Source organism: Rhodococcus sp. BH5 (genome assembly GCF_027583855.1).
In the GTDB taxonomy this organism is placed as follows: Bacteria; Actinomycetota; Actinomycetes; order Mycobacteriales; family Mycobacteriaceae; genus Rhodococcus_F; species Rhodococcus_F qingshengii.
In genome coordinates this window covers 101,099-127,917 of the sequence record NZ_JAJHVW010000014.1, presented here as the reverse complement: position 1 = coordinate 127,917, position 26,819 = coordinate 101,099, and the positions used below count along the sequence as shown (strand labels likewise).

General features: G+C 63.0%; 25 protein-coding genes. 4 read left to right on the top strand and 21 right to left on the bottom strand.

From position 1 onward, the window contains the following. Nucleotides 1-478: 478 nt before the first annotated feature. Nucleotides 479-1,756 (bottom strand): tyrosine--tRNA ligase, encoded by a 1,278-nt coding sequence (gene tyrS / locus RhoBH5_RS27415; RefSeq protein ID WP_007736194.1) that lies wholly within the window; start codon nt 1,754-1,756, stop codon nt 479-481. Between the two features lie 19 nt (nt 1,757-1,775). Beyond that, entirely contained in the window at nt 1,776-2,384 is a 609-nt protein-coding gene (locus RhoBH5_RS27410; RefSeq protein ID WP_003944023.1) for a DNA-3-methyladenine glycosylase, read from the bottom strand. A gap of 86 nt (nt 2,385-2,470) precedes the next feature. Between RhoBH5_RS27410 and RhoBH5_RS27405 the strand changes: the two genes are divergently transcribed. Genes RhoBH5_RS27405 through RhoBH5_RS27395 form a run of 3 tightly spaced genes read left to right on the top strand, consistent with a single transcriptional unit; the run spans nt 2,471 to nt 4,571 of the window. Next, nucleotides 2,471-3,205, top strand: a complete 735-nt coding sequence (locus tag RhoBH5_RS27405; RefSeq protein ID WP_270009020.1) for an ABC transporter ATP-binding protein — start codon at nt 2,471-2,473, stop codon at nt 3,203-3,205. After that, a complete protein-coding gene (locus RhoBH5_RS27400; protein WP_003944033.1) occupies nt 3,202-3,957 on the top strand; it encodes an ABC transporter permease in 756 nt (251 codons plus the stop codon). The genes RhoBH5_RS27405 and RhoBH5_RS27400 overlap by 4 nt, the downstream gene beginning before the upstream one ends. After that, nucleotides 3,954-4,571 carry a TetR/AcrR family transcriptional regulator gene (locus RhoBH5_RS27395; RefSeq protein ID WP_007736202.1) on the top strand — a complete coding sequence of 206 codons (618 nt, stop codon included), beginning with the start codon at nt 3,954-3,956 and terminating at the stop codon, nt 4,569-4,571. Before RhoBH5_RS27400 ends, RhoBH5_RS27395 begins: the two co-directional genes overlap by 4 nt. On the opposite strand, the gene RhoBH5_RS27390 is transcribed toward RhoBH5_RS27395, so the two are convergent. The 14 genes from RhoBH5_RS27390 to RhoBH5_RS27325 all read right to left on the bottom strand — a co-directional run bounded on the left by RhoBH5_RS27390 (nt 4,568) and on the right by RhoBH5_RS27325 (nt 20,319). Then, nucleotides 4,568-4,774 (bottom strand): Trm112 family protein, encoded by a 207-nt coding sequence (locus RhoBH5_RS27390; RefSeq protein WP_003944045.1) that lies wholly within the window; start codon nt 4,772-4,774, stop codon nt 4,568-4,570. The two genes, RhoBH5_RS27395 and RhoBH5_RS27390, sit on opposite strands and share 4 nt — an antisense overlap. A 39-nt stretch (nt 4,775-4,813) precedes the next feature. Then, complete coding sequence (locus RhoBH5_RS27385; protein WP_007736206.1) at nt 4,814-7,795, bottom strand: acyl-CoA synthetase; 2,982 nt, start codon at nt 7,793-7,795, stop codon at nt 4,814-4,816. Between the two features lie 170 nt (nt 7,796-7,965). Further along, the gene (argH, locus tag RhoBH5_RS27380) at nt 7,966-9,408 is read right to left on the bottom strand and encodes an argininosuccinate lyase (protein ID WP_065454995.1); all 1,443 of its coding nucleotides are present in this window, start codon (nt 9,406-9,408) and stop codon (nt 7,966-7,968) included. A gap of 3 nt (nt 9,409-9,411) precedes the next feature. Next, the gene (locus tag RhoBH5_RS27375; protein ID WP_007736221.1) at nt 9,412-10,611 is read right to left on the bottom strand and encodes an argininosuccinate synthase; all 1,200 of its coding nucleotides are present in this window, start codon (nt 10,609-10,611) and stop codon (nt 9,412-9,414) included. A gap of 47 nt (nt 10,612-10,658) precedes the next feature. Further along, nucleotides 10,659-11,138, bottom strand: coding sequence for an arginine repressor (locus RhoBH5_RS27370; protein WP_020907875.1), 480 nt, complete (start codon nt 11,136-11,138; stop codon nt 10,659-10,661). Further along, nucleotides 11,135-12,085 carry an ornithine carbamoyltransferase gene (argF, locus tag RhoBH5_RS27365; protein ID WP_021334039.1) on the bottom strand — a complete coding sequence of 317 codons (951 nt, stop codon included), beginning with the start codon at nt 12,083-12,085 and terminating at the stop codon, nt 11,135-11,137. The genes RhoBH5_RS27370 and argF overlap by 4 nt, the downstream gene beginning before the upstream one ends. Further along, nucleotides 12,082-13,281: an acetylornithine transaminase gene (locus tag RhoBH5_RS27360; RefSeq protein ID WP_007736227.1), complete on the bottom strand. Its 1,200-nt coding sequence runs from the start codon at nt 13,279-13,281 to the stop codon at nt 12,082-12,084. The genes argF and RhoBH5_RS27360 overlap by 4 nt, the downstream gene beginning before the upstream one ends. Continuing rightward, complete coding sequence (gene argB, locus RhoBH5_RS27355) at nt 13,278-14,201, bottom strand: acetylglutamate kinase (protein WP_007736229.1); 924 nt, start codon at nt 14,199-14,201, stop codon at nt 13,278-13,280. Before argB ends, RhoBH5_RS27360 begins: the two co-directional genes overlap by 4 nt. Further along, complete coding sequence (argJ, locus tag RhoBH5_RS27350; protein ID WP_064444684.1) at nt 14,198-15,448, bottom strand: bifunctional glutamate N-acetyltransferase/amino-acid acetyltransferase ArgJ; 1,251 nt, start codon at nt 15,446-15,448, stop codon at nt 14,198-14,200. Before argJ ends, argB begins: the two co-directional genes overlap by 4 nt. Before the next feature lie 20 nt (nt 15,449-15,468). Then, nucleotides 15,469-16,539 carry an N-acetyl-gamma-glutamyl-phosphate reductase gene (gene argC / locus RhoBH5_RS27345; RefSeq protein ID WP_230358709.1) on the bottom strand — a complete coding sequence of 357 codons (1,071 nt, stop codon included), beginning with the start codon at nt 16,537-16,539 and terminating at the stop codon, nt 15,469-15,471. A gap of 38 nt (nt 16,540-16,577) precedes the next feature. Beyond that, nucleotides 16,578-17,039 (bottom strand): hypothetical protein, encoded by a 462-nt coding sequence (locus RhoBH5_RS27340; RefSeq protein ID WP_021344370.1) that lies wholly within the window; start codon nt 17,037-17,039, stop codon nt 16,578-16,580. A gap of 117 nt (nt 17,040-17,156) precedes the next feature. After that, entirely contained in the window at nt 17,157-18,092 is a 936-nt protein-coding gene (locus tag RhoBH5_RS27335) for an SDR family oxidoreductase (protein ID WP_270009019.1), read from the bottom strand. Beyond that, complete coding sequence (locus RhoBH5_RS27330) at nt 18,089-19,000, bottom strand: bile acid:sodium symporter family protein (protein ID WP_270009018.1); 912 nt, start codon at nt 18,998-19,000, stop codon at nt 18,089-18,091. The genes RhoBH5_RS27335 and RhoBH5_RS27330 overlap by 4 nt, the downstream gene beginning before the upstream one ends. Continuing rightward, on the bottom strand, nt 19,000-20,319 hold the full coding sequence (locus RhoBH5_RS27325) for a flavin-containing monooxygenase (protein ID WP_270009017.1): 1,320 nt from the start codon (nt 20,317-20,319) through the stop codon (nt 19,000-19,002). Before RhoBH5_RS27325 ends, RhoBH5_RS27330 begins: the two co-directional genes overlap by 1 nt. 56 nt (nt 20,320-20,375) lie before the next feature. On the opposite strand from RhoBH5_RS27325, the gene RhoBH5_RS27320 reads away from it, so the two are divergent. Next, complete coding sequence (locus tag RhoBH5_RS27320; RefSeq protein ID WP_058227018.1) at nt 20,376-21,437, top strand: Lrp/AsnC family transcriptional regulator; 1,062 nt, start codon at nt 20,376-20,378, stop codon at nt 21,435-21,437. A 58-nt stretch (nt 21,438-21,495) separates the two neighbouring features. Here RhoBH5_RS27320 and pheT read toward each other — a convergent pair whose 3' ends face one another. The 5 genes from pheT to rpmI all read right to left on the bottom strand — a co-directional run bounded on the left by pheT (nt 21,496) and on the right by rpmI (nt 26,785). Beyond that, the gene (gene pheT / locus RhoBH5_RS27315) at nt 21,496-23,982 is read right to left on the bottom strand and encodes a phenylalanine--tRNA ligase subunit beta (RefSeq protein WP_003944026.1); all 2,487 of its coding nucleotides are present in this window, start codon (nt 23,980-23,982) and stop codon (nt 21,496-21,498) included. A gap of 60 nt (nt 23,983-24,042) precedes the next feature. Beyond that, a complete protein-coding gene (gene pheS / locus RhoBH5_RS27310; RefSeq protein WP_003944109.1) occupies nt 24,043-25,113 on the bottom strand; it encodes a phenylalanine--tRNA ligase subunit alpha in 1,071 nt (356 codons plus the stop codon). A 170-nt stretch (nt 25,114-25,283) separates the two neighbouring features. Further along, complete coding sequence (locus RhoBH5_RS27305; RefSeq protein WP_161121471.1) at nt 25,284-26,114, bottom strand: TrmH family RNA methyltransferase; 831 nt, start codon at nt 26,112-26,114, stop codon at nt 25,284-25,286. A 23-nt stretch (nt 26,115-26,137) separates the two neighbouring features. Continuing rightward, nucleotides 26,138-26,527 carry a 50S ribosomal protein L20 gene (gene rplT, locus RhoBH5_RS27300; RefSeq protein ID WP_003944011.1) on the bottom strand — a complete coding sequence of 130 codons (390 nt, stop codon included), beginning with the start codon at nt 26,525-26,527 and terminating at the stop codon, nt 26,138-26,140. A 63-nt stretch (nt 26,528-26,590) separates the two neighbouring features. Continuing rightward, nucleotides 26,591-26,785 (bottom strand): 50S ribosomal protein L35, encoded by a 195-nt coding sequence (gene rpmI, locus RhoBH5_RS27295; protein WP_003944043.1) that lies wholly within the window; start codon nt 26,783-26,785, stop codon nt 26,591-26,593. Between the last annotated feature and the right edge of the window lie 34 nt (nt 26,786-26,819).

The following is a 26,819-nucleotide window of genomic DNA, read 5'->3' as shown; positions in this document are numbered from 1 at the left end:
GTCGGCAACCATTCAGACGGAAGAATGAACAATCACCGACGAAAAATACTCACACCACACACAAACCAACCAAACCCCAAGAGGCGGTTGATCATTCGCGGATGTGAAGTACCAAAAAAATTTTGGCACTGACATTCATCGACACACTGTTGAGTTCTCAAAGAACACGCACACACCATCACTTCAACCAGGTTGAAAGCTCCGGGGCAAGGGTTACAATCTTAGCTTGTTCGCTCCAGGGAAGCAAGTTCCCGCTGAGCGTGATTGTCTCCGACTTCGTCCAACCGCGTTTCCCCGGCCTGTCGGTCGGGGTTGGTGTCCGTGTCGCTCTGACTTGGACAAAGTTACGCGAATGAAAACTGAGCGTCAAACGTGCAGGTCGCAGATGTTCGACAGGTTAAATCCGCTGGTAGCCCGCCCGGAGGCGGGCCACCAGCGGCCACAGGAGCCCCGCAAGACAACTGTGACCCCACACACGTCAGTTTGGAAGGATTCTCACGCCGGCGAAGTTGCGCTTTCCGCGCCGGACGACCAACCAGCTGCCGTGAAGCAGATCGGATGCGGTGGGCTCCCAGTCGTCGGCCGACACCTTCTGGTTGTTCACCGAAGCACCGCCCTCTTTCACGGCGCGTCGAGCGGCCCCCTTGCTCTCGCACAAGCCGCTCGTCACGAGCAGATCGATGATCGTGCGCGGCTCCCCCGGCGCCAATTCGCTGACCGATGCTTCTTTCAGCGCCGCGGCTAGCGTCGACTCGTCGAGTTCCGCCAGCTCCGCCTTGCCGAACAACGCCTGACTGGCGAGCTCGACAGCACGGGTGTTGTGTTCCCCGTGAACCAAGGTCGTCATCTCCGCGGCAAGTCGCTTCTGCGCTTCTCGCGCATGCGGCCGCTCTGCCGTTGCAGTCTCCAACTCTGCGAGTTCATCCGCAGTCAGGAAGGTGAACCAGCGCAGGTACTTGATCACGTCGGCGTCGCCGGTGTTCACGAAGTACTGGTACCAGGCGTACGGGCTGGTCATCTCGGGGTCGAGCCACAAACTTCCGCCACCGGTCGACTTTCCGAACTTTTTGCCATCGGCCGAGGTCACCAGCGGAACCGTCATTGCATGAACGCTCTCACCGTCGACACGACGGTTGAGTTCGACGCCAGCAATGATGTTGCCCCACTGATCGGACCCGCCGACCTGCAGAGTGCAGCCGAGGTCGCGTCGCAAGTGCAGGTAGTCGTTGGCCTGGAGCAGCATGTAGCTGAACTCGGTGTACGACATCCCGTCCGACTCGAGACGACGCTTCACGGTGTCACGCGCAAGCATGACGTTCACGGAGAAGTGTTTGCCGACATCACGCAGGAAGTCGATGGCCGACATCTTGCCGGTCCAGTTCATGTTGTTCTCGATGACCGCGCTCGTCGGCGAATCGTCGAAATCCACGAATCGTTCGAGCTGACCACGGATGCGACCTGCCCAGTCCGCGACGGTATCGGCGGAGTTCATCGTCCGTTCCCCGACGTCACGGGGGTCTCCGATCAGGCCCGTTGCACCGCCGGCAAGAACGATCGGGCGGTTGCCGGCGCGCTGAAACCGCTTGAGCGCGAGGAGCGGAACCAGGTGACCTGCGTGCAGGCTCGGTCCTGTCGGGTCGAAGCCCGCATACAACGTGACCGGTCCGGCCTCGAGATCTTTACGCAAAGCGTCGAGATCGGTTGATTGGGCGATCAGCCCGCGCCAGGTCAGTTCGTCGAGAATATTCTCAGTCACGGACTCGATCATCCCATCTTCACGAAATGACCGGCGCTCGCGGGCTTCGGCGATACGCGGACACCGCTCGCGAGTCCGGAATCCACAGGCGCCACGGAACCTCCGCCGCGGTACTGACCCCCACCCGCGGTCCACTGACCCATTCCTTCGACTCCCCCAATTCGAGCCGAATCCGCGAGGCAGGGTTGAACACGTCTGTTCCGTTGTCCGCCAACGTGATTGCGACAGAAGCACCGAGATTACCCGGCCCTCTGGCCCATTGGTGAGATGGTCGATCCGGCGATCTCCGAGCAGACACCACATCGTGACCGGCCTCGATTTCGGCCGCTCGGAGCAGAACACCACCCGCGACACCATCCGGGCCGTACGAGATGTTCATACAAAAGTGCATTCCATAGCTGCGGTAGACGTAGAGACGCCCCGCCCGCCCGAACATCACGCTGTTCCGCGGCGTTCTCCCCCGATACGAATGTGCTGCCGGATCCGGCCATGGCCCGTCCTTCTCCCCTCCGTACGCCTCGACCTCGACGATCCTCAGCGAGATGTCGTCGACGGTCAGGGTCGAGCCGAGAATTGTCAGGCCCGCTTCCAACGGGTTCTCCACATTTTCCAAGGTCTCGATGCTCACCCTTCGATTGTGCCCACGCCGTTGACTCATCGGTCGGCCGAGTCGCATAATTCAACAAGTGATGAATTATTGAAACGAGGCGAACCGTGACCACAACGCCGGCGATAGATATCCGCGGACTACGAGTCGTTCGCGGCAAGCACGAAGTTCTTCACTCGCTTGACCTGCAGGTATCAGCAGGATCGATCACCGGACTGCTCGGCCCGTCCGGCTGCGGCAAGACAACCCTGATGCGCGCGATTGTCGGAACACAGATCGTCGAAAGTGGTGGGGTCAGAGTGCTGGGCGATCTCGCCGGTTCCGTTGCTCTTCGCCACCGGGTCGGATATGTCACCCAATCCCCCAGCGTGTACGGCGACCTGACGGTCACTCGAAACGTCCAGTACTTCGGCGCTCTTTACGGCAAGTCCGGCGCCGACGTCGCAGCAGCGGTCGACGCCGTCGGATTGAGCCGATACGCCGACCAGACCGCCGCCGATCTGTCTGGTGGTCAACGCGGGCGAGTCTCGCTGGCTTGCGCGTTGGTGGCGTCACCTGATGTGTTGATCCTCGACGAACCGACCGTCGGCCTCGATCCGGTGCTTCGCGTCGAATTGTGGGAACGATTCGCTGACCTTGCTCGCAGCGGAACCACCCTGTTGGTCTCCAGCCACGTCATGGATGAGGCCGACCACTGCGCTGAGCTGATCCTGATGCGAGACGGGCACCTCCTCGCTCAACTCACACCCGATGAATTGCGCGCCAAAACCAGATGTGAACGGCTCGAGGACGCCTTTCTCGAGCTGATTCGGACTTCACCCGTCGGAGGCGAAATATCATGAGCATCAGGATCTTCGGTGCTACGACCGTACGCATTCTGCTTCAGCTCCGCCAAGATCACCGCACGGTGGCCATGATCTTGTTGGTCCCGTCGTTACTGATGATTCTGCTCTATTTCCTCTACCAAGACGTCCCGACGCCACCCGGCCAGGTTTCGCTCTTCCAACGAGTGGCGATCACGATGTTGGGAATCTTGCCGTTTGTCGTCATGTTCCTGGTCACGTCCATCGCGATGCAACGCGAACGCAGTTCAGGCACACTCGAACGCCTGCTCACCACACCGATGGGCAAACTCGACCTTCTCGCCGGATACGGGGCGGCATTTTCGCTCTCCGCCGCCGCTCAGGCAGCCCTCGCGTGCGCGGTTGCTTTCGGATTCCTCGGACTCACCATCGCCGGCAGTCTTGCCTGGGTCATCGTCATTGCAGTTCTCGGCGCAATACTGGGCGTTGCGCTAGGCCTGTTGGCCAGCGCATTCGCGAAGACCGAGTTCCAAGCGGTGCAATTCATGCCGGTAGTTGTGGTTCCACAGCTCTTCCTCTGCGGACTCCTGGTACCGCGCGACCAATTGCCGACCTGGCTCGAATGGATCAGCAACGTCCTCCCCTTGAGCTACGCCGTCGACGCACTTCAGCAAGTGTCGATGCATGCCGACGCGACGGGTCAGATGTGGCGTGATCTCGCCGTCATGGCGGGCTTCGCCGCCGCCGCACTCTCGCTGGCCGCGGCCACACTCGATCGCCGCACTCCATGACCGACAAGGACACGAGTCCTGCACCGATTCGTTCGGGGCGACGACCGGGCAAGTCGGAGACTCGCGCGCAGATCCTCGATTCGGCGCGACGGGCGTTCTCCCAGAACGGTTTTCGACGAACAACCGTTCGATCGATAGCTGCGGCCGCTGACGTCGATCCGGCTATGATTCATCACCATTTCGGGAGCAAGGAGCAGTTGTTCACCGCTGCGATCGCGCTACCGATCGATCCAGCAAAGGTACTGGGACCGGTTCACACCTCCCCGACCGAAAACCTCGGCGAAAGCCTTCTCCGGGCGGTGATCGGGCTATGGGATTCGGAACACCAGCCGGCGATTCTGGCGGCTTTTCGATCAGCCATTTCCGGCGACGGATCGCAGTTGATCCAGAGCTTTCTGCTCGATGTCGTATTGCGCGACATCATTCCGCGGGTGGACACACCACCTGGTACCGGCTTGATCAGAGCGGAATTGGTGGCCTCTCAGATGGCCGGACTGCTTGTCACGCGATATGTGCTCGGACTCGAACCACTCGCATCATTGAGCGTTGACGCCTTGGTACCGCTGGTGGCGCCGAACCTCCAGCGGTACCTGACCGGTGAATTACCGATCTAGCCTTCAGCCCGCGCGAGCAACTTCTCGTGTTCGTCGTCCGCTACATCGCGTGCCTCGTCGATCAACAGAACGGGAATGCCGTTCTCGATCGGGTAGGCACGCCGCAGGCGCGGGTTGTAGAGCAACTCGTCCCCGACCAGCAGCAGCGGGCCTTTGTCCTGGGGGCAGGCCAAAATGCTGAGCAACGTCGAATCAATAGCCACGTGTGTCCTCTCGAACCGATCAAACAGAATGTCCTCAGGCTACCGTGCTCCGGTGCTCACCCTCGTCGGCATCAACTGCGCGGCAATTGCCTTGGTCAGCCGCTTGTACGACTGCGACTCGGAATCGAGGAACCAGGTCCGTGGCCCCGGCGCCGGCAATCCGGCCGCAGCCAAAGCAGTGGAGCTCGGACGGTACGACGAACCCACCGGGATCTCGTCAACCACGTGCACGATATCCGGACGAGCGTCGAAAGCGATGCGCGAGAGGGCCTCTGCAAGCTCGGCAGAACGGAACTGCCGCCCCGGACGCCAAGTCACGGCAGCGACCGCCAGCTGATGCGGCGCGTCACCGACTCCGTATGCGACGGCAAGATCCACCCGCGCCACACTCGACAACGCGTCGACGATCGGCTGGGTGAACACGGGACCGCGGACCGTGGAAATGACCGTGTTCTTGTGGTCGATCAGCCAGTAGTCGCCGTCGGCGTCCCGGCGGAAGAGATTTTCGGTGGGAATCCACGAATCGCCGGCTTGGAAGAGACCTCGCATGGCTCCGCCCGAGAGATCGGCGGTGAATCCCGCGCGCCCGAGCAGCAATCCGACCTCGTCTTCGGCGCACTCACGGACAAATCCGTTTCCGTTCTCGAGGAGCCGACCACTCAGCGGGTCGTATGCCGCCAACCGCACCTGCGCGCTACCCGGCAGTGGGCGCCCCTTGGAACCAACTTTGGAGCCTGCAACATTGGCAAGAATCACGTCGCCTTCGGTCGACGCATAGAACTCGAGTACCTGCGCGGGGTCGAACGCCTCCGTTGTCCGCTTCCACAGACCATGGGGCATGCCCGAACCGATGAACAGGCGGACCGGATGACTACCGTCGATGAGAAGAAGATCCTCGTCGAGTATCTCGCGCATCATCGACCACGTGTAACTCACGACCGTCACGCCGTAGCGGTGGATTTCCTCGACGAACCTCGCGGGGTTCAGTCCACGTGAGAGCGCAATGCGTGAGCCACCGGCCATGGCACCACCGATGGTCGCGAGCAGACTCGACGAATGATGGAGTGGTGCAAGGCAGTACACGGTGTCACCGCGATCGAGATCTGCCGCCGTGGCCGTGCCGAAGGCCGACAGTGCCCACCGGTAGTTGGTGATCTGCTTGGCTTCGAGCACACCGCCGGATTCCGCAAAGATGATGAAGGCGAGTTCGCGGGCGACACCGGGATCCGGTCGGTACCACCCGGGCAGATTGACCTTCGTCGGATCGATTTGTTCGAGATCGATCACGTCGTGTGACGGATCCACCTCGAGGCCACGGGCATCGCCGCCGCCGAGCACCAGTACCGGACGACCGGTAACCACTGCAGCATCGACGTTTTCCGGATCGGTGATGATCCGATCGACCGACCCCAGCTTGACCGCCGCCGTGATGTCGGAGCCTGGCGGAAGCATGACCGCGACGGCACCAAGTCGCGACAGGGCCGCGATGGCCGCGAGTGCGCTGGGGCGGGTCTCCATCAGGACACCGACATGCGCTGCCGGACGCACTCCCACGGAGATCAATCCACGCACGACATTGTCGATACGCGCGTTGACCGCTTCATAGGTGTGCACGCGATTGTCGAAGAGGAAGCACTCGCCGTTCGGCGCCTTTCGACGCTGCTCCGCCAGCAACTGGCTCAGCGAGATTTTGGTGTGCGGCTGAATCTGGTTGAGTCGAGCCAGACGTGGCAACGCTCGTGCCGCTTCTCCCGACAATTCGAAAGTGCCGCGCAACGCACCGGCGGCGAGGTCACTGATTCCCTTGGTGACTCCTGCACCTACTTCAGCGACCGAGGCGACGGTGTGGATGATCCGATTGCTGATCGACACACCGGTCTGGTCTTCGAGGTCGGCGCCGTAGACCATGTTCGCGATACGGTCCGGGAGGGGTCCACCCGTCTCGGTCCACTGTACGAATTCACCGGTGGTCGGCCAGGTGTGATTGGCCGCGGTGGAACCGACAACCAAACCGAAATGGCCTGCACGCAAGGTAGATTCGTAGACCTTCGCCCGCGGAGCGGCTTGACTGATGCCTCGAACCGCTTGCGGCTGGCCGATGTCGTCGACCTCACCGACGAATGCCAGGATGGGGCAGGTGATCTCGGCGAGCGAGACCAATTGATCCTTGATGACGAACCCACCTGTCATCATTCGGTTGTGCACGATGAACTGCTTGAGCAGTTCGGCTACCGCGGGCCCCGACCACGCGACCCAACCCTCGGTCGCGAGGAAGCGGCGTTGCTGCTCCCGCGGAAGCAACGCCTCACGGTCGTGCAGTTGAAGCAGAAAGTCGACGCGCATCTTCAGCGTCTTCACGGGATCGAGCAACTGGAACCCGGTACGGGCCATCCACCCGGTGACCGCCAGGCGATTGAAGACGTGATCGGCGAGGAAATCTGCACCCTTGGTTGCCAATCCCGCCGGGATGCCGAAGGGTAGCGCGGCGAGTGTGTCGACCGGACTGCCGAAGGTGATGACGCTGGCGATGTTTCGACTACGCCGATACGCGGCAGCCTGATAGGCGAACATGCCACCCTGCGAATAACCGGAGATGTGAACATCTTTTCCGGTGTGACGGTGGATGTGATCGACGATGTCGCTGAGAGCGATGATGTGATCGGCGAGGTTACGATCCCAACCGCCCTCTTCGGAGTCGGGCGAACCGAAATCGACGACCCAGGGATCAAGGCCCATCTCGTGCAGAATTCCCACAGCGCCCTGGTCACGGGTCACGTCGTACACGTTCGCCGACATCATCATCGGCGGGATCAGCAAGATCGGTGCGCCGACGGTTTCCGGGTCACTGTCCGGGAAGTAGCGCCGTAGCCGATACATCGCTGCGCGTTCGACGATCTCGAACGGCGACGTGGTCGCATCCGTTTCCAGCCCACCCAACCGGACGACCTCGAGGCCGTTTTGTGCTGTCGCAACCACCCGACGAATCGGGCCCAGCACAGACTTGGAATTCAATCCCACCATTTCACTCCCAAGTTACTCACCATGTGACGTCAGTCTCATTTTTCCCGCGCGCGACAAGCCTACTGACGGCGAATACGCGTACGCGGTCAGGGAGCAAATTCTGCTACCTGACCGCGTACGACCGAAGGACTACTGCCGAAAAGAGAGCGACAACACTCGTGACCGCGAGGTCACAGGGTCCATTCCCGCAGTGACTGCGCCACTGCTTTGACTCCGTCCAGCTGCTCGGCAACCCGCACCCCCGCAGTGCCGCCTCGCGCGTTGCGCGAAGCAATGGAACCCTCGACTGTCAGCACCTCACGAACAGCGGGTGTCAGCGCGCTGTCGACGCCGGCCAGTTCCTCGTCCGTGAGATCTTCGAGTCCGACGCCTCGCGCTTCGGCGACACGCACACACGCTCCAGCAGCCTCGTGTGCAACCCGGAACGGCACGCCCTGGCGCACCATCCACTCCGCGATGTCGGTGGCCAACGTGAACCCTGCCGGAGCAAGTTCCGCCATGCGTTCGGTGTGGAACTCGAGAGTCTGCACCAGGCCGGTGATGGCCGGGAGCAACATCTCCAGCTGCGCAACCGAGTCGAAGACCGGTTCCTTGTCCTCTTGCAGATCGCGGTTGTACGCCAGCGGCTGAGCCTTGAGCGTCGCCAGCAGGCCGGTGAGGTTACCGATCAAACGACCAGACTTACCGCGCGTGAGTTCCGAGACATCCGGATTCTTCTTCTGCGGCATGATCGACGAACCTGTCGACCACGCGTCGGCAAGCGTGATGTAGCCGAATTCCGGTGTGCTCCAGATGATGATCTCTTCCGCCATGCGTGAGAGATCGACACCGATCATCGCAAGCACGAACGCTGCCTCGGCCGCAAAATCACGCGAAGCGGTTGCGTCGATCGAGTTCTCGGCCGAGCTGTCGAACTTCAATTCCGCTGCAATGGCTTCGGGGTCGAGACCGAGCGAGGAACCGGCGAGTGCACCGGAACCGTACGGGGACACCGCAGCTCGTACGTCGAAGTCGCGAAGACGTTGCACGTCGCGCAACAACGGATGTGCGTGAGCGAGCAGGTGATGCGCCAACAGGACCGGCTGAGCCGCCTGCAGGTGCGTCTTGCCCGGCATCACGGCATCCGGATGGGCCCCGGCCTGAGTCGCCAAAGCATCGACCACGTCGAGAACGCCGGTGGAGATGCGGCGGACCGCATCCCGAAGCCACATGCGGAACAGCGTGGCCACCTGGTCGTTGCGCGAACGTCCAGCACGCAGGCGCCCACCGACCTCAGGCCCGACACGCTCGATCAGACCGCGCTCGAGTGCGCCGTGTACGTCCTCGTCCGATTCACTGGGCCCGAAGGCGCCACTGGCGACATCTGCCGCCAGACGGTCGAGACCGTCGAGCATTGTCACGAGATCGGCCTCGCTGAGCAGGCCTGCCTTGTTCAGCACACGTGCATGCGCCTGCGACGCACGCACGTCGTACGGAGCGAGGACCCAGTCGAAGTGAGTCGACTTGCTCAGCGCCGCCATGGCAGCGGCCGGTCCGGACTCGAACCGCCCGCCCCACAGCGCACCTTCGTTGGTGCCGTGTTTTTGAGCGTCTCCGTCACCGCGAGCCGTCATGGCTCAGAGTCCCAGATCGCGCTTCGCGGCGACCTTCGACGACAGACCGTGGATCTCGACGAAGCCCTTCGATGCGGACTGGTCGAAGCTGTCGCCCTCGTCGTACGTCGCGAGGTTGAAGTCGTAGAGCGACTCCGGGCTGCGACGACCGTTGACGGTGATGGCTCCACCGTGCAGGAAGAGACGGATGTCGCCGGTAACGCGTTCCTGCGTCTTGTTGACGAACGTGTCCAGTGCGTCCTTGAGGGGCGAGAACCAGAGTCCGTCGTAGACCAGCTCGGACCAACGCTGCTCCATCTGACGCTTGTAGCGACCGAGTTCGCGTTCGAGGGTGACGTGTTCGAGTTCCTGGTGCGCGGTGATGAGAACCATGGCGCCGGGAGCTTCGTAGATCTCACGGCTCTTGATGCCCACGAGACGGTCCTCGACGACGTCGAGACGGCCGACGCCCTGAGCGCCTGCGCGCTTGTTCAGTTCCTGAATGGCTTCGAGAACCGACACCGGGCGGCCGTCGATGGCGACCGGGCGGCCCTTGTCGAAGCTGATGATGAGCTCGTCGGGTGCGTTCCAGTTGACCGTCGGGTCCTGGGTGTAGTCGTAGACGTCCTTCGTCGGCGCGTTCCACAGATCCTCGAGGAATCCGGTCTCGACGGCGCGGCCCCAGACGTTCTGGTCGATCGAGAACGGCGACTTCTTGGAGACGTTGATCGGGATGTTGTTCTCTTCGGCGAAGGCGATGGCCTTCTCGCGGGTCCAGGCGTAGTCGCGGACCGGTGCGATGACCTGAAGGTCGGGTGCGAGGGCGCCGAATCCGACCTCGAAGCGAACCTGGTCGTTGCCCTTACCGGTGCAACCGTGCGAGACGATGGTGCCGCCGTGCGAGCGTGCAGCTTCGACGATGTGCTTGACGATCAGCGGACGGCTGATGGCCGAGACCAGCGGGTAGCGGTCCATGTACAGGGCGTTGGCCGCGATGGTCGGCAGGCAGTATTCGTCCGCGAACTCGTCGCGGGCGTCGACGACAACGGATTCGACTGCGCCGCAGTCGATCGCGCGCTGACGCACGACCTCCATGTCCTCGCCACCCTGCCCCAGATCGATGGCGACGGCGACAACTTCAGCGCCCGTCTCCTTACCGATCCAACTGATGGCAACAGAAGTGTCCAGCCCGCCCGAGTAGGCGAGTACGACGCGATCGGCCATGGTTTTTGTGCTCCTTCGGTTGAAAATCTCTATCAAAGAATAAGGGGTCAGGCGAGCGATTCGATCATGGCCGCGAGTTCCGCTCCGGAAAGCGGTTCTCGGGCCACCACGAAGATGGTGTCATCTCCGGCGATCGTTCCCACGATGTCGGGCATCGAGGACCGATCCAGTGCGCTCGCGAGGTAGTGCGCGGCTCCCGGCGGTGTCCGGAGAATCGCCATGTTGCCGCTGAAATCGGTGGAGACCAACAGCTCACCCAACAGCCGTGAGAGACGGTCGGTACCGCCGGACACACCGCGTACCGGGTTCCCGTCCTCCGGCACCACGTAAACACCGGCGCCGCCGTCGGCGGCACGCAGTTTCACCGCTCCCAGCTCTTCGAGGTCACGCGAGAGCGTCGCCTGCGTTGCTTCGATGCCCTCGGCACCGAGCAAGGCCGCCAGCTCCGTCTGACTTCGGACAGGGTGAGCCGCCAGAAGCGCGATGATGCGCGACTGGCGACCAGCCCGAGTGGGAGCGACGCTCACGCCGGGTCCAGTTGGGTTCGCTGTTCCAGCAGCCACACGAGCAATGCCTTCTGGGCGTGCAGACGGTTCTCCGCCTCGTCCCAGACAACACTCTGCGGCCCGTCGAGAACCTCGTCGGTGACTTCTTCGCCGCGATGCGCGGGCAGGCAGTGCAGGACGACGGCCTTCGGATCTGCCTTTGCGAGCAGCTCCTTGTTGATCTGGAACGGACGGAAAGGTCCGACCCGATCGAGCCCGTCGTTCTCCTGACCCATCGAGGTCCAGGTGTCGGTGACCAACGCGTCGGCGCCGACGACGCCGGCCTGTGGGTCCTGCGTCAGGGTGATGGTCGCGCCGGTTTCCTCGGCGCGTTTGCGTGCTGCTGCCACGACCCAGTCCGCCGGTTCGAAGCCGGCGGGGCTTGCGATGGTGACGTCGATGCCTGCGGTCACTCCGCCGAGCATCAGCGAGTGAGCCATGTTGTTGGCGCCGTCGCCCAGGTAGGTCAGCTTCAGCCCCTTGAGCTCACCCTTCTGTTCGATCAGCGTTTGCAGATCGGCCAGAACCTGACAGGGATGAAATTCGTCGGACAATGCATTGACGATGGGAATCGTTGCGCCCGTAGCCATTTGCTCCAGGCGCTTCTGGCCGAACGTGCGCCACACGACGGCGTCGACGTAGCGGGAGAGAACGCGTCCGGTGTCCGCCAAGGTCTCTTCACGACCGAGTTGAGTGCTGCGCCCGTCGACGACGACAGCGTGACCGCCCATCTGTGCGATGCCCATCTCGAACGAGAAACGTGTACGCGTCGAGTTCTTCTCGAAGATGACACCGACTCCGCGGGGACCCTCGAGCGGACGCCGAGCGAACGGGTCCTTCTTGAGAATCGCAGCGAGTTCCAGAACTTCGGCCTGCTGCGCAGGAGTCAGATCGTCGTCCCTGAGAAAGTGTTTCACCACGGTAGTCACTTCTCCCCCGGCTGGTCAGCCGATAGTGCACTGTCGAAGATGGCAGGTAGTGCTGCCACGAAGGTTTCGGCCTGCTCGTCCGTGAGGATGAGCGGCGGCGCCAACCGGATCACTCCGGGTTGCGCTGCATTCACAAGGTACCCGGCTTCGCGCGCTGCGTTTTCCACCGCCGGCGCGACGTCCTCGGTCAGCACGACACCCAGCAACAGTCCTGATCCCCGTACGTAGTCGACCAACGGATGGCCCAGATCTTCGATGCCCGCCGAGATCGACTTACCCAAGCTGTCGGCGCGTGAGATCAGGTCTTCCGCTGCAATGGTTTTCAGCACGGCAAGTGCCGCCGCAGCACACACCGGATTGCCACCGAACGTCGTACCGTGCTTACCCGGTCCGAACAACTCGGCCGTTGCCCCGGTCGCGATGCAGGCGCCGATCGGCATTCCGCCACCGAGTCCCTTCGCGAGGGTGATGACGTCCGGAACGATGCCGACTGCCTGATGGGCGTAGAACCAGCCGGTCCGGCCGATGCCGGTCTGCACTTCGTCGAGCACGAGAAGTGCACCGCGCTCGGCGGTGATCCGCCGAGCCTCGACGAGGTATCCCTCGGGTGGCACCACGACGCCGCCCTCACCCATGATCGGTTCGAGGAACACAGCGGCGGTGTCGGAATCGACGGCCTGCTCGAGTGCCTCGACGTCGCCGTACGGCACGAACTCGACACCGGCGGGCATCGGTTCGAACGGCGCCCGCTTGGCCGGCTGACCCGTCAGAGCGAGTGCCCCCATCGTGCGACCGTGGAAGGAGCCTTCGGCTGCGATGATCTTCTTCCGGCCGGTGGCGCGAGCGAGCTTGAAGGCAGCCTCGTTCGCCTCGGTACCGGAGTTGCAGAAGAACGCGCGCCCGGTGACGTTGCCGAGATGAGCGAGCAACTGCTCCGCCAACTCGACGACCGGCTCGCTGGCGTACAGGTTGGAAACATGGCCGAGTGTCGACAACTGAGTAGTGACGGCTTCGACGACGGCCGGATGTCCGTGTCCGAGGATGTTGACCGCGATTCCTGCCAGGAAGTCGACGTACTGCTTGCCGTCGGCGTCGGTGAGTACGGCGCCGTCACCGCGGACGAGAGCAACCCGAGGTACGCCGTAATTGTTCATCAGCGAAGCGGACCACCGCTGCTGCAGATCGATCGTGCTCATGAGATAGCTCCCTGCTGGGGACCGGCGACCGAGGAACCCGGCACGACCATCGTGCCGATTCCTTCACCGGTGAAAAGTTCGAGTAGGACTGAATGTTCGAGCCGACCGTCGATCACGTGCGCCGACGGCACACCTCCGCGCACCGCGCGAAGGCAGGCCTCCATCTTGGGCACCATGCCGGCGTCGAGACTCGGCAACAACTGGGCCAGGGCGTCGGTGTCGATTTCGGTGGCCAGTGAGGCTCGGTCCGGCCAATCGGTGTACAGGCCCTCGACGTCGGTGAGGACAACGAGCTTCTCGGCACCGATCGCCTCGGCCAGTGCTGCAGCAGCGGTATCGGCGTTGATGTTGTGGACGACACCGTCGGCGTCGGGTGCGATGGTCGAGACGACCGGAATACGTCCTGCCGCAATGAGATCGAGTACCGCGTCTGGGTTCACGGTGGTGACGTCCCCGACCAGCCCGATGTCGGTCTGCTCCCCCTCGACCGCAACAGTGCGTCGAGTAGCGGTGAACAGGTGCGCATCTTCACCGGAGATACCGACCGCGTAAGGACCGTGCGCGTTGATCAAGCCGACGAGTTCACGGCCGACCTGACCGAAAAGCACCATCCGCACGACGTCCATCACCTCGGGCGTCGTCACACGGAAACCACCGCGGAACTCACCCTTCATGCCAAGGCGTGCCAGCATCGCGTTGATCTGCGGGCCACCGCCGTGCACGACGACGGGATGGATGCCGACAGTCCGCAGGAACGCCATGTCGGCGGCAAATGCCGTTTTGAGCGTCTCGTCGATCATGGCGTTTCCGCCGTACTTGACCACGACCACCTTGTCGCGGAATCGCTGCAGCCACGGCAGCGCGTCGGCGAGGACATGCGCTTTCTGATGCTCGCTGATCACGGGATACGTCTCGGTCATGACGAATACGCCGAGTTCTCTTCGACGTAAGCATGCGAGAGGTCCGTGGTGCGAATGCTCACGGACTCGTTGCCGATTCCCAGATCGATGTCGAGTTCGATGTCGATCCCACTCAGGTCCACCTCACGCGCCCCCGGAGCACCGACGCCGTCGATGCAGACGGGACTCCCGTTGAAGGACACACTGATTCGATCGGGATCGAGCTCGATGGGAGCGATACCCACTGCGGCGAGAACGCGACCCCAATTGGGATCGGAACCGAAAAGCGCTGTCTTGACCAGGCTGTCGCGGGCGATGGTCCGGGCGCCGATCAACGCATCGGACTCGGACGCCGCGCCGCGAACCGTCACCTTGACCCGCTTGGTGACACCCTCGGCGTCTGCCATCAACTGATCCGCGAGGTCATCACACACGGCCAGCACTGCGGCGTTCAGTTCGTCCTGCGTCGGCGTGACACCGCTGGCGCCGGAGGCCAACAGGAGCACTGTGTCGTTGGTGGACGTGGCGCCGTCGACGTCGAGGCGATCGAAGCTCAGGTGGGTGGCGGCGCGCAGAGCAATATCGAGCTGCTCGGCCGTTGCGACAGCATCGGTCGTGACGACGCACAACATCGTGGCCAGCGCAGGCGCGAGCATGCCTGCGCCCTTGGCCATTCCGCCGACGTTCCATTTGTTCGCGTGGTGCAGCGACGCCTGCTTCGGCACGGTATCGGTGGTCATGATCGCGTATGCCGCGTCGGTGCCGCCGGAGATTCCGCCGGCCAGTTCGTGCACTACCTCGGTGACACCGGGGATCAGCTTGTCCATGGGCAAGCGGTCACCGATAAGTCCGGTCGAACAGACAGCGACCTCGATCGCGCCCGTCTCGGTGCCCCAATTACTCAGTGCCGAAGCAACTTCCTCGGCAGTCTTGTGTGCATCCTGGAATCCACCCGCGCCCGTGCAGGCGTTCGCGCCGCCCGAGTTGAGCACCACCGCGCGCAGCTTGCCCGTCGTCAGGACCTGCTGAGACCAGAGCACCGGAGCTGCCTTGACCTTGTTCAGGGTGAAGACGCCGGCAGCGGCCAGATCGGGTCCCTCGTTGAGCACCAATGCGAGGTCCGACTTGCCACTCTTCTTGATACCGGCAGCAATTCCGGCACCGCGGAATCCGGCAGGTGCGGTGACGCCCTGCGTGCGGAGCAGACGTCCCCCGGCGACGTGAACCACGTCTGCAACGGTCGCGTCAGGCTCGGTTGCGTTGTCGATCTGCTGCGGATTGTCGGTGCTCACGGAGCTACTCCCACGGTAGAGAGACCTGCGGTCTCGGGTAGGCCAAGGGCGAGATTCATCGATTGCACCGCGCCACCGGCGGTGCCCTTGGTGAGATTGTCGATTGCCGAGATGACAACGAGCTGACCGGCGTCGGCGTCAACGGTGACCCCGATCTGTACGGCGTTGGATCCGATCACGGCACCGGTCTGCGGGAAGACTCCGGCAGGCAGTACGTGGATGAACGGCTCGTCGTTGTATGCCTTTTCGTAGATTTCACGCGCTTGCTCTTCGGTGGCCGTGGTGGCTGCCGTGCAGGTCGCGAGGATGCCGCGCGGCATGGGCGCGAGGACTGGAGTGAAGGAAACACTGATGTCCTTGCCGCCTGCGGCCGAAAGATTCTGAATGATCTCAGGGGTGTGGCGATGGACACCTCCGACACCGTACGCACGGACGGAGCCCATGACCTCGGAACCCAGCAGATCGGCCTTCGGCGCCCGGCCGGCGCCCGAAGTGCCACTGACCGCAACCACGTTCACGTGCGACTCCACGATCCCCGCGGCAACGGCGGGGGCCAGCGCGAGGCTCGCAGCCGTCGGGTAGCAGCCCGGAACGGCAATGCGGGTTGCGCCTACCAATTTCTCACGGGCACCGGGCAATTCAGGAAGACCGTATGGCCAGGTACCGGCATGAGTGCTCTTGTAGTACTTCTCCCAGGCTGCGGAATCCTGCAGCCGGAAGTCCGCGCCGCAGTCGATGATGACCGTCGATTCGGGTAGCAACTTGGCGTACTGAGCCGAATTTCCGTGCGGGAGACCGAGGAAGACGACGTCGTGACCCGAGAGGATTTCGACAGTGGTCTCTTCGAGTACCCGCGACGAGAGTGGGAGCAAGTGCGGATGATGCTCACCGAGCGTCGAACCGGCGTTGCCACCGGCGGTCAGCGAACCGATCACCAGACTGCCGTCGACATAGGAGGGGTGCCCGAGGAGCAGACGCAGAACCTCACCACCGGCGTACCCACTGGCGCCGGCAACGGCGACTCTGATCGGCTTGCGTGTGTTCTCGGTCGTACCACCTTCAGTCATGTCACACAGTATGCATCATTGTGCATCGGAATGCATAATTACTTACCCATGGATCGCCGGATCTCCTCGAGCTTGGCTTTTGCGGCCTTCTGGCGCTCGTCCCACTGCTCGTCCACGGACTTTCCGGCAGGACTCTCGTGTGCCAATTCGGCCGAACCTATGGAAGTACCGAAGCGCCCCTCTATCTTCTCCCGAACACGGTCGAAAGTGGGGACTCCCCCTTCGGTGTAGTCGGGTTCGGGAATTCTCGGGTCGGTCGCAAGTACCACCGGGACGTCGATGATCTCGTCGACCTCCACAACGGTGTCGGGCAGTTCGACTTCTTCGGCGTCGGTGATCGTGTTGTCGTCCTCTACACGGTGCGGCTCGAGGCTCGCGGCAGCGGTGTCCACCACGGAAAGAAGGACCGACAAACTCGGACGACGCTCGACCACTGCGCGGACGACCGCGAGGAAGTCCTTGTCGTCGAGTGCACTGGCGGCCTCGACTACCTGGTGCACGGAACCATCGTGCTCGGACCCATCATGTTCGGGCCCATCATTTCGTGACACTGTGAGTCCCTTCTCGAAAACGCCGACGGACAATTCCGATCCTTCCACGACCGTCCGTCGAAGGGGTCAGCGTGACGCGAGATACGCGGCAAACGCTTCCTCGCTCGAATATTCGGGGACGTATCCGAACTGTTCCTTGAGCCGCCGATTGTCGAGAACCGGTCGGTACTGGAGAAATCCGACGCGCTCCGGACCGTGTTCCGTTACGCCCAATCGCCGTCCGACGCGTAGAACGCCTCGCAACAACCATGCAGGAAGCGTCACCGTGCTCTTGCCCATCCGGGAAGCCAACTCGTCGACGGTCAGCACGCCGTCGCCCGCGACATTGAAGATGCCCACTTGGTTTCCGGTCACGGCCTCCGCAAAGGCGCCCGCGACATCGGTGTGCCAGACGAAGACGAAGGGGCTGTCGCTCCCGGCAACCTTGAGCAGCTTGCGGCGATCGAACAACGCGGTGATCTGATTGTCGACGCTCTCACCCAAGATCGTGCCGATCCGGAAGACAACCTGTTCCAACTCCGGGTGTTCGACGCGATATTCGGCGAGCATCTCTTCGACCAGGCGTTTGTGGCGACTGTATGTGAATTCGTCGTTGCCTCGGACAGGTACGTCCTCGGTGATCCACGGTGGGTTGTCGGAGTGGTAGCCGTACGCCGCTCCGGACGAAGACACGACGATCCGTCCAACCCCGTGTTCGACGCAGGCCGCGAGCACGTTTCGTGTCCCGTCGACGTCGACGCGGTACTCCTGCTCTGCTGTCGTGTTCTTGCCGGGATTCACGATGGACGCAAGGTGGATCACGACGTTCGGTCGGTACTGACCGAACACCCGCCCCAATTCTGTGGGGTCGCAGACGTCCGCCCTGACGCGGCGGATGCGATCGTCCGGCGTGTCCTTGACCGTGAGGTCGACACAGACGACGGTGATGCCCTGCGCGATCAGTGCGTCGATGACAGCGGTACCCAGGAACCCGTTTCCGCCCGTGACGAGTGCGACGGTCATGCCGGTACCGCCTTTCGGGCGCGTCGCTTGGACCAGATCGTCGCCAGAGCCAACCCGACGATGATGTCCCAGATCCCCCACCAGCCGGCCACGACGGCCATGCCACCGAGACCGTCGAAGAACGTGAACACCAGGCCAAGCCCCAGCCCGGCATTGCGGATGCCGACCTCGAAAGAGACGGCGCGACGGCTGTATTCGTTCAACCCGGTGACGGCGCCGCAGAAGTATCCCAGTGCGAGGGCAACCGTGTCGTGCAGGAAGACCGCGAGCAGTACCACCCCGATGTAGTCGACGAAGTACGACGCATTCCCCGACACCCCCGCGACGATGAAGATCAACAACGCCACCAACGAACCGTTTTTCACCCAAGGCTGCGCTTTCGCGGCGATCTCCGGAAACCTTCGTGCCGCCCAGATGCCGAGAACGAACGGCACACCGATGATCAGGGCGATTTGCGCGACCATCTCGAGCGCATTCAGGTTCACGGACTGCAACAGAGCGTCGGTCTCCGGGCGTCGGCTCCCCCAGAACGCAAGATTGAGCGGCATGAGGAAGATCGCGAGGACGTTCGACACCGCCGTCATGGACACCGAGAGTGCGACGTCGCCGCCCGCCCGGTGAGTCAGGACGTTCGAGATGTTCCCTGGCGGGCAGCACGCCACCAGGATCATGCCGAGTGCTACCGACGGAGCCGGCGAGAGAATCAGCGTCAGGAGAAAAGTCACTGCCGGCAACAGCACGAACTGCGCAGCAATACCCACCGCCATCGCCTTGGGTTTGGTGAGCGCACGACGAAAGTCGTCGACCGAAGTGTCGAGGGCGATCCCCAGCATGATCGCGGCCAGCACCACGTTGAGGATAATCAACGATCCCGGGTTGAAGTTGAGCACCACGTCGTCGATCGGCATCACTGTCCTCCCTTCGTCAGAGCGGCATCAAGCAGTCCGATGTGTCGCTTGATCGCCGATCGGTAGGCGTCCTTGTTCACGTAGTAGGCCATTCGTCCCAACTTCAGGTACTTGTATCCCCCGGACAGATCGGGAGGAGGACCGGCCGCCGCCGCCGAGAATTCCCGCGCCGCGGCGGGGGCTTCGGTACGTGCGGTGATCAATTTGGCCACCAACTCGGCCTGCTCGAAACGGCCCTGCCACCCGAGACCGGATGCTTCGACCATGCCGAGAACAAAGAGATTGTCGTGGCGGCGACTCGCGACGTTGAGGAACAGGTCCGGGGCAGCGCCCGACCAGTCCAAGTCCTCGCGCGCGATGAAGGGATAGTCGAGGTGATACCCCGTGGCGCAGAGAACGAGGTCGTAGTCGGCAGACGATCCGTCGACAAACCGCACCGTCTTCCCCTCGAACCGGTCGACGTCGGCGCGCACGTGCACATCACCGTGCCCGATGTGGTGCAGGATCAACGAGTTCACGACCGGATGCGATTCGTAGATCTTGTAGTCCGGTGCCGGAAATCCGAACCGCACCGGATCACCCGTGAACTGCTTGAGTACCAAGGTGTCGACGCGTTGTTTGATCCACGGCGGCAACGGCTTTCCCTGATTCAAGGTGTCCGAGGGTCGGCCGAACAGATACTTGGGGACGAAGTAGTAGCCTCGCCGAACGCTCAGGTCGACGCACTCGGCCTGGTGGACGGCATCGACGGCGATGTCGCATCCACTGTTGCCCGCCCCGATGACCAGTACCTTCTTCCCGCGGAAGATCTCGGCGCTGCGGTACTGGCTCGTGTGCATCAACGTGCCGGTGAAGTCGCCCCGGAAAGTCGGCATGTTCGGCTTCGACAGCGTTCCGTTCGCGATGATCACGCCTCGATACCGCGCGACTGTTGTCTCACCGCTGCGACTGCGCGTGGTGACCTGCCACAGCGAATCGACCGGCGAAACGTCGGCGACGGTAGTGCCGAAGGCAAAGTGCCTGCGAAGATCGTGAGTATCGGCGTAGTCGCGGAAATAATCGGCAAGTTCGACGTGGCTCGGGTAGTCGGCCACCGAATCCGCCATCGGGAACTCCGCGAATGCGGTGGTGCCCTTCGAAGAGATGAGGTGCGCCGACTCGTAGACGGTGCTGTGCGGGTTGTCGATGTCCCAGAGCCCACCGACGTCGTCGTGGCCCTCGAAGCCGTCGAACGCTATCCCGGCCCGATCGAGGTTTCGCGCGCCGGCCAATCCAGACGGGCCCGCTCCGATCAGCGCGTACTTCTCCTCTGTGATCATCCGTCGAGCGTCGCAGATAGTCCGAATCTTGCAGAAATATGCCGGATAATGACGTTATGAGCGCACCAGATACCGGCAACGGTCGCGGGATAGATGAAATCGATCTGAGGATAATCAATGCGCTCCAGCTCGCACCGCGATCGAAGTGGCTTTCGTTGGCCGGACCACTCGAACTCGACGCCGCGACTCTCGCCCGTCGTTGGAATCGACTCTCCGAATCGTCGTTGGCCTGGGTCACGGTCACTCCAGGGCCACAGGTGCTGGGCAGCATCGTCACAGCGATCATCGAAATCGATTGCTCACCTGCTCTTCTCGACACCGTCGCGGCACGGCTGACTCGCTCGGCCCACGCCGTGACCATCGAAGCATCAACGGGCAGAGCAGATCTGCTCGTCACAGCCGGTACCGCGGATCTGGCGTCGATGTCGCGCTTCATCTCGGAAGACGTCGCAACGATCGACGGTGTACTGGCGACACGAACCTCGATCATCACACGCTGGTTCACCGAAGGTGGCCGATGGAGACTCAATGCGCTGGCACCGTCCGAGAAGGGTGTGCTGACCACCATCGAAAACCGTACTGCCGTGCGCGCTCGGCCGACCGGCATTTCCGAACAGGATCGCAAGGTTCTCACGATGCTCGCCTACGACGGGCGCACTCCCATGAAGGAGTTGGCCGACGCGATCGGTGTCAGTCCCGCTGCGTGCAAACGCCAGATCGACCGGCTCACGTCTTCGGGGTTGGTGGCGCTGCGGTGTGAATTCGCGCGGCCGCTGGCCGGGCTTCCCGTGCTCGCCACTTTGTGGTGCCGCGTCGAACCCGAGCTTCTCGATACGGCGGGACGAGTGCTGAGCCGAGCGCCGGAAGTCCGAAACTGCTTCGCTGTGGTCGGCGCCGACAACCTGGTGGTTCAGTTGTGGCTGCATTCTCCTGCAGAACTCGATGCATTCGAAACTCGTCTGCGCAAGGAGATTCCGGGTCTTTGCGTCACGGAACGATCCATCGTGCTGTATTTGCGCAAACTGCTCGGCCACGTGCTCGACCAGCAAGGGCGACGGACGGACACCGTTGCGCCAGATGTGTGGCTTTCCGATTCACCTCAGTCGAAAAGCCGATAACACGACAGAGCCCACGACCACCGGCAACGGTCGTGGGCTCTGTGATCAGTTGAGGAAATCAGCCACGCATCTGCGCACCGACAGCCTTGGAAGCCGCCTCCACTGCTGCATCGCGCGCGGCACTGGCCTCGTCCTCGGTCAGCGTCCGGTCGACACCACGGAATCGCAATGCGAACGCGAGCGACTTGCGGCCTTCACCGACCTGCTCGCCCTCGAAGACGTCGAAGAGGCGGATGTCTTCGAGAAGCTCACCGCCGCCGGAACGCAGAGCTTCCTGCACCTTGGCTGCCGGAATGTCGCGATCGACTACAACTGCCACGTCCTGGAGCACTGCGGGGAACGGCGAAATGCGCGGAGCGGGCAGATTCTCGACCAATGGCAAAGCGTCGAGATCGATTTCCAGTGCGCAGGTGCGCGCGGGCAGTCCCGCGCGCTCGAGAACAGCCGGATGCAGTTCGCCCGCATGACCGACTACGTTGCCGTCAACGACAACCTCGGCGCAACGGCCGGGATGCCACGGCAGGTACTGCGCCGCACGCAGTTCCACCTCGACGCCTGCTGCAGCTGCAATGACCCGCACGGCTGCAAAAGTGTCCGAAGCCTCGGCCTGACGGCCAGGACCCCAGGGGCCGCTCGGCTCACGCAAACCACTCAACACTGCAGCGATGTGCACGGGCTGAGCCGGCAACGACGCGATCAGGTTCGCGATCTGCTCGTCCGTCGGACGACGATCCACCGGCAATGCATCCACCGGCTTGGTGTCGGGGCCCGGCAGGACGACCTGCGCGATGCCGTACAGCGACAGATCACGCTGACCGCGAGAAGCGTTGCGAGCCAGGATCTCCAGCAGACCCGGGAGCAGCGTGGTCGCCAACTCCGGACGATCGGCTTCGAGCGGGTTGAGGACCTTGCTGGTGTTGCGGCGCGGATCATCCGCGTCGAGGCCCCAGACGTCGAAGACGTTCGTCGGCAGGAAGACCGGAGGAAGGACCTCGACGTAACCGGCGTGAGCCACGGCCTTCGAGACGGTGCGCTTTCGCCGCTGCGACGGAGTCAACCCACGTCCGGCCGGAGCGGCGGGAAGCACAGACGGGATCTGCTCGAGACCTTCGAGGCGAAGAACTTCCTCGACGAGGTCCGCAGGCTGCACCAGGTCCGGACGCCACGACGGCGGCGTCGCGACCAACTGGCCGTGTCCTTCTTCGCTGACGCCGACCTCGACGTTGCAGCCAACCTGGGTGAGGCGGCGAGCTGCGGTGCCGTTGGGGTACGTGACTCCGGCGACACGGTCGGGCAGGTCGATATCCATGCGAATGGCAGCGCGAGGGGCGACATCGCCCACGTCGGTCAGGACCGGTTCGATCCGTCCGCCGGCAATCTCGACCAGCAGAGCGGCTGCGCGGTCGACGGCCGCGAGCGGAATTGCCGGATCGACGACGCGCTCGAAACGCTTGCTCGCCTCACTCGGCAGCTTGTGCCGGCGCGCCGTCTTGAAGACTGCGAGCGGATCCCAGGTAGCTCCTTCGAGGAGGATGTCCGTCGTTGCCGTTCCCACCTCGGTGGTTGCGCCGCCCATGACGGCAGCCAGCGAGATGACTCCGGAATCGTCGGCGATGACAACGTCTTCGGGATCGAGCGTGCGTTCGACGTCGTCGAGCGTCGTCAGCTTCTCCCCCGCCTTGGCGCGACGGACCACCAGGTCGCCCTGCACTGCGGTCGCATCGAACGCGTGCAGAGGCTGACCGAGTTCGAGCATCACATAGTTGGTGACGTCGACTGCCGGCGAGATCGGGCGAACACCCGAGAGCAGCAGTCGACGCTGCAGCCACCACGGGCTCACTGCCTGCGGATCGATACCCGTGATCTTCCGCATCACGAAACGCGAAGCCTTGGACTCCGGTTCGAGGCGCACCGGCCAGGCTTCACCCTCAGCCGGGTGAGCGGGAACCGAAGCGGGATCGGCGTATTCGAGATCGAAGCCGCACGCGAGTTCTCGCGTGAGACCGCGGACCGAGAAGCAGTAGCCACGGTCCGGGGTGATGTTCAGTTCGATGATCGTGTCACCGAGACCGAGCAACTCGTTGCCGTCCGCGCCGGGTTCGGCGGTACCGGGCTCGAGCACCAAGATGCCCGAATGGTCTTTGCCGATACCGAGTTCCGAGACGGAGCAGATCATGCCGTCGGACACCTGGCCGTACGTCTTGCGAGTGGCGATTTCGAATCCGCCGGGCAGCACCGCGCCGGGCAACGCAACGACGACGAGGTCACCCTCGTTGAAATTACGCGCGCCACAGACGATGCCGCGAGGCTCGGGTTCGCCGACCTCGACCTGGCAGAAGCGGATCGGCTTCTTGAACTCGGTCAGTTCGGTGATGGAGACGACCTTGCCGACGACCAACGGGCCGTCGATCGCCTCGAGTGTGTCGAGTTCCTCGACTTCGAGTCCCACCCGGACGAACCCGGCGTCCAGCTCTTCCGGGGTCACCTCCCAGTCCGGAGTTGCCCGCTGCAGGATCTCGGTCAGCCAGGATTGCGCTACTCGCACGTCTGCTCAGCTCTCTCGTTTGTCGATAAGTCTTTGTGAAGGTTCCGCGGACCGGATCGGTCAGCCTGCGACACCGAAGGGCAGCGTGAAACGCACGTCACCCTCGACGATGTCGCGCATGTCCGGGATACCGTTGCGGAACTGCAGGGTCCGCTCGAGGCCCATGCCGAATGCGAAACCCGAGTACTCGTCGGGATCGATACCGCTGGCGCGCAGAACGTTCGGGTTGACCATGCCGCAGCCGCCCCACTCGACCCAGCCTGCGCCGCCCTTCTTGTTCGCGAACCAGACATCGACCTCGGCCGACGGTTCCGTGAACGGGAAGTAGTTGGGGCGCATACGGGTACGCGTCTCGGGGCCGAAAAGGGCACGAGCGAACGCGTCGAGAGTCCCGCGCAGGTTGGCCATGGTCAGGCCCTTGTCGACGGCCAGGCCTTCGACCTGCGAGAAGACAGGCGTGTGGGTCGCATCGAGTTCATCGGTGCGGAACGTGCGGCCCGGGCACACCACGTAGATCGGTACCTCACGCGAGAGCATGGTGCGGACCTGCACCGGCGAGGTGTGGGTACGCAGCACCTGGCGCGAGTTCTCGGGTGCCAGGTGGAAGGTGTCCTGCATCGTGCGGGCAGGGTGATCCGGCAAGAAGTTGAGCGCGTCGAAGTTGAAGTGCTCGGTCTCCACCTCCGGACCCTCGGCAACTTCCCAACCCATCGCGACGAATACGTCGGCGACCTGCTCGGAAATCAGGCTGATCGGGTGACGCGCCCCGACGGGGTGACGATCGGAAGGCAGAGTGACGTCGATTGCCTCGGCAACCAACACCGCGGCGTCACGCTCGGCGAGGAGGACCTCACGACGAGCGTCGTACGCGTTGTTGATCCGAGTGCGGAAGATGTTGACGCGCTTACCGGCGTCCGCCTTTTCCTTGCCCGGAAGGCTGCCGAGTCCCCGGCGAGCGAGGGCGATCGGGGACTTGTCCCCCAGGTGCTCCACCTTGACGTGCGCCAGCGCATCCAGGTCAGCGGCGTCCGCCAGCGCCTTCTCGGCGTTCTCAGCCGCAGCGGTCAACGCCTCTTCGGTGAGTACACTCGCGTCGACCTCCGGCGGTGTCGCGCCCTCATTTTTGGCCACGGCTGTGACGCTCCTGTCGCTTCTCGGTTTACTTCTCGTACTGCGTGCTTCTTGTACTGCTTACTTCTTGTACTGCGAGCGAGCTTTCGAACTCGCTCGAGCATTGTCTCTGCTCTTGTATTGTCTCAGGCTTCCGCAAATGGGATTCCGTGAGGTCTTCGCGTGCGTTTTCAGCCGTGATCGGTGGCGCGATTTTGCACCCGCGCGCTTGCGTACAGGCAAATTGCCGCCGCTGTCGCGAGGTTCAAGCTTTCGGCGCGGCCATGGATCGGAATCCTGACCCGATGATCAGCCTGCGCGGCGATCGCCGGATCGAGACCGTGCGCTTCGTTACCGAACAGCCAGGCCGTCGGCTTGCTCAGCAACTCGTCGGCCTCGTCGAGATCGACCTCGCCGTCAGCTGCAGTCGCGAGAATCTGAATGCCGGCTGCGCGAATCTGCTCGATCACCGACACTGTGTCTCGATCGCGGACGACTGGCAGGTGAAACAGGCTGCCCGCCGACGAACGAACGACCTTGCCGTTATGCGGATCGACGCTGTCGCCGGCGAGGATTGCCGCATCGGCACCCACTGCGTCGGCGATGCGAATGACGGTGCCCGCGTTACCTGGTTCGTTGACCTCGACAGGCACTGCGAGCAGGCGGGTCTCCTGATGGACGGCTGCGCTCAGCGGTACGTCCAGTAGATCGCTGACGGCAACGAGACCGGGTGGCGTGACGGTATCGCTCAGAGCTTTGATTGCTCGATCGGTCACAAGAGCAACACGAACTCCAGCGGTCTGCGCCCGATCGATGACGTGCTGATAGCGCTCGGCTGCGTCCTCGGTGTAGAAGAGGTCGTGTACCGGGCGGGCCTCGCCATTCGAGAGTGCACCGTTCAACAGTTCGGTGACCGAGTTCTCGCCCTCGACGAGGAAACGTCCTGCTTTGCGTCGTTCTGCTGTGCGCAGGAGCTTGACAGCAGAAACGACCCGCGGAGTCCGCTCGGTGAGCGGGTCCACGGGCCGTTGCTGTGATGCGTGAATCAGGCTGCTTCTCCGGCAGGAGCGTTCACGTCAGCCGGCAAAGCGGCCTTCGCGAGTGCGACCAGGCCGGCAAAGGCCTCGGCATCGGAGACAGCGAGCTCGGCCAGGATCTTGCGGTCGACGTCGACCTCTGCCAGACGCAGGCCCTGGATGAGGCGGTTGTACGTGATGTCGTTTGCACGAGCTGCAGCGTTGATACGCGTGATCCACAGCTTGCGGAACTCGCCCTTGCGCGCACGACGGTCGCGGTACGCGTAGGTGAGCGAGTGGAGCTGCTGCTCCTTGGCCTTGGTGTACAGACGCGAACGCTGTCCACGGTAGCCGCTGGATGCAGCAAGAATTGAACGACGCTTCTTCTGGGCGTTGACCGCCCTCTTTACGCGTGCCACTTGAAAAATCCTGTCAATCTAGGGGCTGAAAGTACGGCCCCGGGTGGTCAGTAAGGGGGCGACTCAGATGCCGAGCATGCGCTTGATGCGCGGAGCGTCGTCAGGGCTGACAACAGCGACACCGTCGAGACGACGGGTAACCCTGCTGGACTTGTGCTCGAGAAGGTGGCGACGGCCGGCCTTCTGGCGCATGAGCTTTCCGCTGCCGGACACCTTGAATCGCTTCGAGGCGCCGCTGTGGCTCTTCATCTTGGGCATGGAGTCCTCAGTTCTTGTTACGTGGTGGATCTTG